The following is a 10223-nucleotide window of genomic DNA, read 5'->3' on the forward strand; positions in this document are numbered from 1 at the left end:
CGCCGCGCACGAGGCCGACACCGGCCCACAGGTTCGGCGCGATCTCGAGCTTGTCGCGCTGGCCGCCGTGGAGCTGCGCCATGCGCTGCTGGCCGACGGAATCCATGCGGGCAAAGTTCTTCTGCGCGAGCGCAATGGTCTCGTCGCTGACATGCTTGATCAGCTCGTTCGCCGCGCGCCAGGCCGCGTCATTGGTCTCGCGGACGATCACGTGAAGCCGAATGCCGAAGGAGAGTTTTCTGCCGCGCCGGCTGGCCACCTCCCTCACCTTCGCGATCTTCTCGGCGACCAGCGCCGGCGGCTCGCCCCAGGTGAGATATTTGTCGACGGTGTCGACGGCGACGTCGACGCCGGCATCGGAGGAGCCACCGAAATAGAGCGGCGGCCGCGGCGCCTGCACCGGCGGGAACAAGAGCTTGCCGCCCTCGACATGGATGTGCTTGCCCTCGGCATTGACGGTCTTGCCGGCGAGCAGGTCGCTATAGACGCCCAGGAACTCGCGAGTGACCTCGTAGCGCTCGTCATGACCAAGGAAGATGCCGTCGCCCTTGTTCTCGACGGGATCGCCGCCGGTGACGACGTTGACGAGGAGCCGACCGTTAGTGATGCGGTCGAGGGTCGCCGTCATGCGCGCCGCAACGCTCGGCGATTGCAGGCCGGGGCGGACCGCCACGAGATAGCGCAGCCGCTCGGTGAACGGCGCGACTGAAGAGGCGACGATCCAGGAATCCTCGCAAGAGCGTCCGGTCGGCAGCAGCACGCCGAAATAGCCGAGCTGGTCGGCGGCCTGCGCGATCTGCCGCAGATAGTTGAAGTTGACCTCGCGGCCGCCGATGCCTGTGCCGAGATAGCGGCCGTCGCCGTGGGTCGGCAGGAACCAGAGGATGTTGGCGTTGGGTTGCTTGCTCATGGACTTGCTCACGATCCTGGTTTCCGAGCGACGTCGGAGATCTTGATGGATTTGGGGATGAGGCCCAGCGCGAAGAACGCGTCGGCGACCTGCTGCTGGTCGGCGATGACGGCATCGGTGATCGGCTTGATGCCGTAGGACTGCCGGCTCAAGGCCACCTCGACCACGGGGACCGGCAATCCGATCGCCGGCGCCAGCTGTTCGGCCACCGCATGGATGTCGCCCTTGGCCCAGTCGTCGACCGTGCTCAGCTCGGCGAGCACGACGTCGACGACCTTCGGATTGGCGTCGAGGAATTTCTTCGACGAGAAGTAGAACTGGTAGTTGGCGACGATGCCGGTGCCATCGGTGAGCGTGCGCGCGCCGGTGGCGGCTTCCGCCGCGGCCTGGAACGGATCCCAGATCACCCAGGCATCGACCGCACCGCGCTCGAAGGCGGCGCGGGCATCGGCCGGTGCGAGGAACACCGGCTCGACTTCCGAATATTTCACGCCGGCCTTCTCCAGCGCCTTGACCAGGAGATAGTGGACGTTGGAGCCCTTGTTGAGCGCAACCTTCCTGCCCTTGAGGTCCGCGACCGATTTCAGCGGGCTGTCCTTCGGCACCAGGATCGCCTCACCCTTCGGGGCCGGCGGCTCATAGGCGACATACTGGATCGGCGCACCGGCGGCCTGCGCAAAGATCGGCGGGGCTTCGCCGGTGTTGCCGAAATCGATGGCGCCGACATTGAGCGCCTCGAGCAACGGCGGACCTGACGGGAATTCGGTCCACACCACCTTGTAGCCGTCGGCGGCGAGCTTCGGCTCCAGCGTGCCCTTGCTCTTGAGCAGCACCAGCTTGCCGTATTTCTGGTAGCCGATGCGGACCACCTTGTCCTGTCCGTAGGAGGTGCCGACCGCGGCGGCGACGATGCCGATCGACAGCACGATGGCCGCGATCACGCGCTGGATGATGCGTCTCATGTTCAAACCCTTGTGGATGGGAAGAGTGGTGGGCACGGTCAGGCTGCCGAGTTGCGCCAGACGATGTCGCGGATCTGAATCGGCTTCGGGATCAGGCCGAGCTTGTAGAAGCGGTCGGCGACGCCCTGCTGGGTCACGACGATGTCGTCGGTAACCGGACCGACCACGAAGTTCGCGCGGTTGGCAGCAACGGTCTGGATGTCCAGCGGCACGCCGGTGATCGCGGCGAGCGACTTTGCGACCTCGTCGCGATGCTGTTCGGCCCATTTACCGGCGGTGGTCGTGACATCGACGATCTGTTGCAGAACCGCACCATGGTGCTTCGCGAACTCGCGATTGGCGATGTAGAAGGAATTGGTCTTGGTGACCTCGCGCGAGTTGACCAGGATGCGGCCGTTCTGCTTGGCCTCGCCGATCGCGAAATAGGGATCCCAGATCGCCCAGGCCTCGATGCTGCCATTGGCGAAGGCGGGACCTGCGTCCGGCGGCGTCAGATAGACCGGCATGATGTCGGCATAGGTGAGACCTGCCTTCTCCAGCGTCTGCACCACGATGTTGTGCGCGCTGGAGCCCTTGGTGAAGCCGATGCGCTTGCCCTTCAGATCGGCGATGGTGCGGATCGGGGAGTCCTTCGGCACCAAAATGCCCTGGCCGTTGGTGATGGGCTGGCCGGCGGCATAGACAATGGCCGCGCCCGCGGCCTGGGCGAACACCGGCGGAGAATCGCCGACCGCGCCGAAATCGACGCTGCCGACATTCATCGCCTCCATCATCGGCGGGCCCGAGGAGAACTCGATCCATTTCACCTCGATGCCTTGCGGTGTGAAATGTTTTTCCAGCGAAGCTTGCTGACGCGCGATCACCAGCACGCCGGTCTTCTGATAGCCGATACGAATTTCCTTCACCGCGTTCTGCGCATTGGCGCGCGAAGCGAATGCAGCCGCGGCTGCAGTTCCAGCAGAGAGCCTCAAGAAGTCACGACGCTGCATTCCACACTCCCGGCCGCATGCGGCCGCTGTTCATTCACGTGTGGATGATGATGGTGCGGGTTACTGGAGGTGTCGAGACGTCCGGGAAAATAGCGATGCGAGCACTGCGCACGCGGCCGTGCACATGATTAATCTTTCAAGCGGCGACGACGATGCAGAGCGATTCTTTTCGCACGTGAATGTGAGCGCCGCACTCCTGCCCTCGCCTTCGCCGTCATTCCCCGCGAAAGCGGGGGATCCAGCATTTCAGAGACGTCCACAGTTCACACGACTGCCGCGGCGTACTGGATCGCCCGCCTCGCGGGCGATGACACCGTCCTTTTGGCGCGTGTGCACTTCCCGCCTAATGCCACCGCACCGGCAAATTCTGCAGCCCGCGGAACGCCCAGCCGCCGATCCGCACCTCCTCGTCATCGGCCAAGGCAAGTTGCCTGGCGCGGGCGAACACGGTCGGCAGCGCGACGTCCGCGATCATGGCGCGGGAGGCCCACGCGCCGGCGCAGAAATGCGGACCCGCGCCGAACGCGACGCTCTTCGTCGTATCACGCCGCACGTCGAACTGATCGGCGCGGTCAAAATGCTTCTCGTCGCGATTGGCCGAGCCGAACATCAGGAACACGCGCTCATCAAGCTCGAACGACACGTCGCGGATCGTCCACGGTTTTGCGATCCGGCGCGGCGACATGCCGATCGGCGAGATCCAGCGGGCGTATTCCTCGAATGCCTCGAGCCAGGTCACCTCGCCCTTGCGCACGAGATCGAGCTGCTCGGGATGGGTCAGCAGCGCCCACACCGTGCCGGCAATCGCCTTGCGCGGCTCGTTCTGACCGCCGGAGATCGCGAGTTTTACATTCGCGCGCACGCTCTCCATCGCCATGCCCGAGGCGAGCAGCACGCCGAGGATGCTCTGGTCGGGGTTCTTGCGCATCACCGGCAGGATGTCGTCGATCGCGGCATCGATGCCTGACGTCGCCGCGTGGCAACGCGCCTCGACGGCGGGATCGCCGGCATAGTTGGCGATGCCCTCGATCATGCCTTGCGACCACGCATCCATATCCCCAAAGCCGATATTGGTGAGGCCGGTGATCGACTTCAGGCATTCGCCGGAGAACGGCAGCGCGAAGTCGCGCATGAAATCGATCCGCCCCGGCTCGATCGCATCGAGGATGCGGTCGGCATGGGCCTGGAACAGCGCGGTCCAGTGCGCCTTCACCGTCCTCGGCGACACCGTCGGGAACATGGCGCGGCGTTCGACCTGATGCGCCTCGCCGTCCTTGCGCATCATGTTGTGACCCATCAGCCGGTTCATCAGGCCGGCGGGCTGGTGCGAGGAGAACACGTCGATCTGCTTCTCGGAGATCGAGATGTCGTCGCGGCTCGTCAGCAGCGTCGAGCCGAGCTGCGGCACGAAGGCGATCGGCGCCTGCTTGCGCATCGTTGCGAGCATCGGATAGGGGTCGGCCCAGAATGCGGCCGGGTCGATGTCGATGCGCGGCGCGGTACTCAAGACGGTTTCCCCTGGGGTATGCTCCAGGGCAGACTAGCGAACTCCGCGGCCGGCGTCTGTCCCTAGTGATAGGGACCGACTGAGTTACCGGGCCTCGGCGACCTTCGGTCCAGACGGCAGCATCTGTGCGTTGGCCGCCAAGGGTCGCTTCGATGCCGACGTCGGGTCCGGCAATCGGAAAGCGGCGTCGGCGGGCGCTGCCTGCAATGGCCGGCGGGCAGCGGTCGCCGGAAGCACGATCACTTTTGCTCCGACTTTCACCCGCTCATAGAGGTCCGTCACGTCGTCATTGGTCAGCCGGATACAGCCGGACGAAACCTTCTTCCCGATCGTATCGGGGTTGTTGGTGCCGTGAATGCGATATTCGGTCTCGCCGAGATACATCGCGCGGGCACCGAGCGGGTTGCCGGGACCGCCTGCCATGAACCGCGGCAGATAGGGCTGACGTCCGATCATCTCTGCGGGCGGATGCCAATCCGGCCATTCTGCCTTACGGGCCACGGTCTGCTCACCGGACCATGTGAAACCTTCGCGGCCGACACCGATGCCGTAGCGCATCGCCTGCCTGTCATTGAGGACGAAATAGAGGAACGTGTGTCCGGTATCGATGATCACGGTGCCCGGCGGCTGGTGGCTGGCATAGTCGACCACCTGCCGGACAAGTGCGCCGGGACCGTCAGCGGCTTTTGGCGGCTCGACCAGCGCTGCCGCCGGGGCCGGAATCGGAGCGGGAACTGCAGCCGGGGCCGGAGTCGGCGCTGACGCGCGAACCGGAGGTGCCACGTAAACCGGCGTTGACGACGCCTGGGCTTGTTGCGCGGACGGCTTCCGTACCGGTTGCACGCCCGCCGGGCCGGACAGCAAACCGTAGCCCAAAGCGCCGACGGCCACGGCGCCAATGGCAACTCTCGCGACCATTGGGATTGCGAGCGTCTCTGCCTTCTTGCCGCGTTTGGCTCGCTTGCTCATACCCTTCTCCAGGTCACCATGCCCAAGAGAGGTATCGAGCAAAATTTAAGAAACTTCGAAGCGATGTCGCTCAGGCAGGAACCGCCAGCGATGGTTAACGCCGACTTCTTGCGGGGCAGCCTGAGAATTGGGAGCTATCGCTTGCTATCTGGGTAGCGACCTGGACGACGCGCTTCGAGGTCGCCCGGCGGATCGGACATGCTCCGCTCGTCATGGACGGCGGCTTCGGGTCAAAGCTCATCTCGCCAGCTTGCTGGACCGAGTCAGATCAACGCTGCAGAGCGGACACAGACTCTCCCCACCGAATGTCGGCTATGCGCGCCAATTCCGGACTCTTGCGCCGCAAAAAAGGAAGTAGCAACACTACGTCCTTGCAGGGCGAGCTAGGTGGACTGAGGGGGGCTGTGTGAGAAGCGAGATTCGATTTGTGATGCATCCGGATGACGAGGCTGTCCTGATGTCGGAGTTGTTACGCGACCCCGTGGTTCTTCTCGTAGATGGCCCGCGGTGGAAGTCGGCAGCGCCCCCCACAACTCGAAATGTCGCTTCTGTCGGTTACCACTGCATCATCTGGTCCCCCGAGGACCTGCCAAAGCTACCAGCCGAATTCATCCTATCGTGCAACGATTGGTATTGCAGAGGAGAGTATGCAACAATTCAATTCATAAGGTGCGTGATCACCAGCACGGTGATCACACAGGGCCGATTTGCAATCGCGACTGATCAGGCAAGCGAGAAGACCGCGGCGAACGTCGAACGCCGTTACAATTTGTTGCGTCGTTGGATCAAGAAAACCTGCGTCAACTCCGTCGTCCGTTGGCGCAATCCGGGGATTCCGGAAGCCCCGGCCGGACCAAACAGATCCGCGAATCCAAGCAGCCCAGACCGATCGCTATGGGTTGGACCCTCTGCGATGAATTGGCTGACCGCCGATGCAACACGGCGGATCAAAATCTCGCCAGAGACCCTTGTAGAAGGGTTTATCAGCCAACGATCGATCTGACGTCGGACCCTGCGGTCAGCTTAGCATGACCCGCAAGATGTCCCAGTTTCCGCGACGAGAGGGACTTTGGCGATGCTTCGCTGCTGTCGAAGGGAAGCTTGTCTGCATTGGGTCAAAGGCTGCCCTCACCGGCCAGCATGACCTTGTCGGGTCCCCTCCCGGAAGCAGACGTCGCCACGGTCGGAACGAAGGTCCGTTACGGGCCAGACGCGGACCCATTACATTTCACCGCACATTGAGCAGTACCCATAGCTGTGAAATCTTGCCGTCATCGAAAATGGCCACGTCCGCACCCGTCACGGTTGCCGGGCCGCCTTCAGGTCCGGCGTGCCATGAGAGATGTGCCAATCCGTGATGCCCGACTGCTGCACCCTCGGGTACAAAACGAAATGCTGGTCCAAATTGCTTGAGCAAATCTCCGGCAACGCGCGAGATTGCTTCCCGACCTTTTACAATATTTGTCGGTTCATACATGACCGGCTGTTCGACGAACAAATCATCGATGGCGGTCCGACGCTTATCGTCATCCCGTTCGTTGAATACCCGCTCTAGATTCGATCGAAGGATGTCGTCAAAATCGACTTCTTGCTTTGTCATCTGCATTCCATTCTTGATCTACCTGCCTTCAAGCGAACTTGAGGGACCTTGGATACCTGTTTTTGCGAGCAGGTACAAACAGCCCCGCGTTCGCCCTCAAAGGTAAAGGGCCAGCAGAGTGCGCGACAGAATGTCCGCTAGGGGTCCAAAAGGCGACGATCCTGGCGACAAACGGCATGTCCGCTTCGCTCTCGGAAACAGACTTCTCCCTCAGTTGAGGCCGCGCGGACTCGCGAGCAGCCGCAGTACGATCGAAAACAATTCGTTCTGCGAGGAGATGCCGAGCCGCTGATAGGCGCGCTTGCGGTAGGTCAGCGTGGAATGCAGGCTGATGCCGAGCGCTTGCGAGATCGCCTCGGAGCTGAAGCCGAGCAAAATGCGGCGGCAGACCTCCTGCTCGCGCGGCGTCAGCGCGGAGAGCGGCGCGCGTGTCGCGAACAATGCGGCGAGGTTCTGGTCGGGCGTCGTGGTCGAAGCCTGCTGGAAATGACGTGCGACGCTGGCACCGATCGCGGGCGCGATTGTTTGAAGCCGCACACGCTCGGCATCGCTGAAGCGGCCCTGGGCCGTGATGCGATAGAAGTTGACGTAGAAGCAGGTGTCGCCGGTCCAGATCGCGGTCGCGCATTTGTCGACGATGCCGGAATCGAGGAAGAAGATCTTGCGGTAGCGCGCGCCGTACATGCGCGGCGCGAAGGACGGCAGCATGATCGGGGCGCCGCCCTCGGTTTCGAACAGCACATCGCGGTTGGGATCGGATTCATGGAACTGGCCGGCATAGGCCGCACCGAGATCGCCGCCGATCGGGATGTTGCCGGCATCGAGCAGGCAGTCTACGGCGCCAGCGCGCGACAGCGCGAACACCATGCAATGGCCGACATCGGCCTGCCGGCGCAGCGTGTCGATCAGGACTTCTGGGAAATCGGAGCGGCCGATGGCGAGCACCGCGGGCGTGATATCGCCGGCCGCCGGATTTGCAGGCGTTCCGCGAGACCACATCGTTCTCTCCCTATCGCCGTTTGCTGAAGGTTTATCAGCAATGGCCACGCAGCGGAAGACGCAGGGCGCCTGGATATGCCGCGCAAGGCCGCCGCCCCCCGTGGACGGAGGGCTCCACTCAGGAATTCGTTTGCCGCAGGATCTTGTCCATTGTCTTTCCCTTGGCCAGCTCATCGATCAGCTTGTCCAGGTAGCGGATCTCTCGCATCGTTGGTTCTTTGATGTCCTCCACCCGGACGCCGCAGACGACGCCCTTGATCATGGATCGAGAAGGATTGATCCGAGGCGCCTGCGCAAAGAAGGTTTCAAAGTCCGTCTGCTTCTTCAGCTGAGCTTCCAGCTCCTTCTGACCATAGCCGGTCAGCCAGGAGATGATCTGATCGACCTCGGCTTTTGTCCGCCCCTTTTTCTCGGCTTTCGCAACGTAAAGCGGATACACGCTGGCGAAGCTCATCGTGTAGATCCGGTGCTTTGTCACGATGCGTAGTCCCCCTACCCCGCCGCAGCCTTCGCCGGTGCCACATTGATGGCGAGCTTGCCGTAGCGGTCGGTGAACGCCTCGGTGTCGATCTCTTCCAGCTTGATCTCGCCGCTCATCACACCCTGCTTCCACGCCGCCTGCGCCGGATCGTTCTGAAACTCCGGCATCACCTCGCGGCCGAACAGCTCGAGCGATTCGCAGATGTGCTCGTGGCTGTTCTTACCGGCCTGGTTGAGCAGGATGACCTGGTCGATATGCGACGACTGGAACCGCTTCAGCTTCTTTCGGATCGTCTCGGGCGAACCGATCAGGCCGCCGCGCAAGGCCGCCTCCTGCGCCTCGGGATTGTCGCGCTTCCATTTGTTGTACTCGTCCCACATGTTGACGGTGTAGGGCGCGGGCCGCTGGCGGTTCTGCGAGGCGCCGTAGAAGCGCAGCGCGAACTGGAAGAAGGTGGCGCCGTCGGCGCGGGCACGCGCCTCCTCGTCGGTCTTGGCGCACATGAAGAACGAGACCAGCGCCATGTTGGGGTTGATCTCGTAGTCCGCAAGCTTGGAGAGCCGCTTGGTCATGGCGTTGTAATAGGCGTGCACCCAGGCGTGCGCGGCATCGGCGCTGACGAACTGGAAGCCGAGCGCGCCAAAACCGTGGCGGCCGGCGCGCTCGATGGTCGGCAGCTGCGAGCAGGCCATCCACAGCGGCGGATGCGGCTTCTGCACCGGCTTCGGCACGACATTGCGCAGGGGGATGTCGAAATACTTGCCGTGATACTCGCTGCCTGCGTCCTTGAACATCGGGAAGATCGCGGCCACGGCCTCCTCGAACACCTCCTTCTTGGTCTCCATGTCGCGGCCGAACGGGGTGAGCTCGGTGATCGAGGCGCTCTCGCCCATGCCGAATTCGCAGCGGCCGTTGCTGAGCAGGTCCAGCACCGCGACACGCTCGGCAACGCGGGCCGGATGGTTGGTGGTGAGCTGGAGGATGCCGTGGCCGAGCCGGATGTTCCTGGTGCGCTGGCTGGCGGCGGCGAGGAAGGATTCCGGCGAGGGCGAGTGCGAATATTCCTCGAGGAAATGATGCTCGACCACCCAGGCATGGTCGTAGCCGAGCTTGTCGGCGAGTTCCATCTGCGAGAGAGCGTTCTGGTAGAGGGCGAACTCGTCGCCGGCCACCCAGGGCCGCGGCAATTGCAGCTCGTAGAAGATGCCGAACTTCATGGGCGTCGCTCTCCCGCATTATTGTTGTTAACGTCATCTTAATGCGCGAGACGGCGCTGTCTACGAAGTCCCAATTCCGCCCCGCGGACAACGCTCGGGCGTCGCGCGCGATCAACACAATGCTGACGGTGGGTGTGCAACGCAGCGTTCGCTCTGAGCCGGTTGATCTAAATCAAGGTACCTGGAGCTCGTCCTCCTAAGGTGTCGGCAAGGCAACGGCCCGGATGCCGTCCCGATTCCCATACCATTCAGAGAGACCGAATATGTCGGCCCCTGACGACACGACTTCGCGCGTGCGCCGTAAGCGCATGGAGATTTTTGCGTTCCTGTTCCTGACCGCGGTCGTAATGCCCGTCCTTGCGGTCGGAACGGTCGGCACTTACGGGCTCGGGGTCTGGATCTACCAGATGTTCGCCGGCCCTCCCGGCCCGCCGCCCTCCCCGCATTGATCCCCAACGAGCGAAAGACAGGCATCATCATGGCTCACGCCACACTCAATCGCCGCGCCTTGATCACCGGCCGGGTGCTCAGCGCCGACCGCGTCATCGCGCCGCCGGGCGCCGAGATCGCCAGCATCATCGTGCAGGCG

At 63.1% G+C, this 10223-nt stretch carries 10 protein-coding genes and 1 pseudogene; 2 read left to right on the top strand and 9 right to left on the bottom strand.

Features of this window, described 5'->3' with window-relative positions; all coding sequences use genetic code 11:
• From ssuD to MOV75_RS15015, 9 genes are all read right to left on the bottom strand, one after another.
• The coding region (gene ssuD / locus MOV75_RS14975) for an FMNH2-dependent alkanesulfonate monooxygenase (protein ID WP_247006086.1) at positions 1 to 910 on the bottom strand (910 nt) is incomplete at its 3' end.
• 8 nt (positions 911 to 918) lie between these two features.
• Positions 919 to 1872, bottom strand: a complete 954-nt coding sequence (locus tag MOV75_RS14980) for a sulfonate ABC transporter substrate-binding protein (RefSeq protein WP_246922651.1) — start codon at positions 1870 to 1872, stop codon at positions 919 to 921.
• 38 nt (positions 1873 to 1910) lie between these two features.
• On the bottom strand, positions 1911 to 2861 hold the full coding sequence (locus MOV75_RS14985; protein WP_246922648.1) for a sulfonate ABC transporter substrate-binding protein: 951 nt from the start codon (positions 2859 to 2861) through the stop codon (positions 1911 to 1913).
• A 343-nt stretch (positions 2862 to 3204) separates the two neighbouring features.
• Positions 3205 to 4368: a cytochrome P450 gene (locus MOV75_RS14990; protein WP_246922644.1), complete on the bottom strand. Its 1164-nt coding sequence runs from the start codon at positions 4366 to 4368 to the stop codon at positions 3205 to 3207.
• Between the two features lie 84 nt (positions 4369 to 4452).
• A complete protein-coding gene (locus tag MOV75_RS14995) occupies positions 4453 to 5337 on the bottom strand; it encodes a L,D-transpeptidase (RefSeq protein ID WP_246922641.1) in 885 nt (294 codons plus the stop codon).
• Positions 5338 to 6565: 1228 nt separating this feature from the next.
• On the bottom strand, positions 6566 to 6937 hold the full coding sequence (locus tag MOV75_RS15000; RefSeq protein ID WP_246922639.1) for a nuclear transport factor 2 family protein: 372 nt from the start codon (positions 6935 to 6937) through the stop codon (positions 6566 to 6568).
• A 210-nt stretch (positions 6938 to 7147) separates the two neighbouring features.
• The gene (locus MOV75_RS15005; RefSeq protein WP_247006087.1) at positions 7148 to 7936 is read right to left on the bottom strand and encodes a helix-turn-helix transcriptional regulator; all 789 of its coding nucleotides are present in this window, start codon (positions 7934 to 7936) and stop codon (positions 7148 to 7150) included.
• A 118-nt stretch (positions 7937 to 8054) separates the two neighbouring features.
• Complete coding sequence (locus tag MOV75_RS15010) at positions 8055 to 8414, bottom strand: DUF2200 domain-containing protein (RefSeq protein ID WP_246922634.1); 360 nt, start codon at positions 8412 to 8414, stop codon at positions 8055 to 8057.
• Between the two features lie 14 nt (positions 8415 to 8428).
• Positions 8429 to 9634 carry an LLM class flavin-dependent oxidoreductase gene (locus MOV75_RS15015; RefSeq protein ID WP_247006088.1) on the bottom strand — a complete coding sequence of 402 codons (1206 nt, stop codon included), beginning with the start codon at positions 9632 to 9634 and terminating at the stop codon, positions 8429 to 8431.
• Positions 9635 to 9897: 263 nt separating this feature from the next.
• Between MOV75_RS15015 and napE the strand changes: the two genes are divergently transcribed.
• Together napE and MOV75_RS15025 are read left to right on the top strand one after the other, a co-directional pair.
• On the top strand, positions 9898 to 10083 hold the full coding sequence (napE, locus tag MOV75_RS15020) for a periplasmic nitrate reductase, NapE protein (RefSeq protein ID WP_211389945.1): 186 nt from the start codon (positions 9898 to 9900) through the stop codon (positions 10081 to 10083).
• A gap of 29 nt (positions 10084 to 10112) precedes the next feature.
• Positions 10113 to 10223 (top strand): annotated as a pseudogene (locus tag MOV75_RS15025) (nitrate reductase); the annotation flags it as partial.

Source organism: Bradyrhizobium sp. PRIMUS42 (assembly GCF_023006515.1).
In the GTDB taxonomy this organism is placed as follows: Bacteria; Pseudomonadota; Alphaproteobacteria; order Rhizobiales; family Xanthobacteraceae; genus Bradyrhizobium.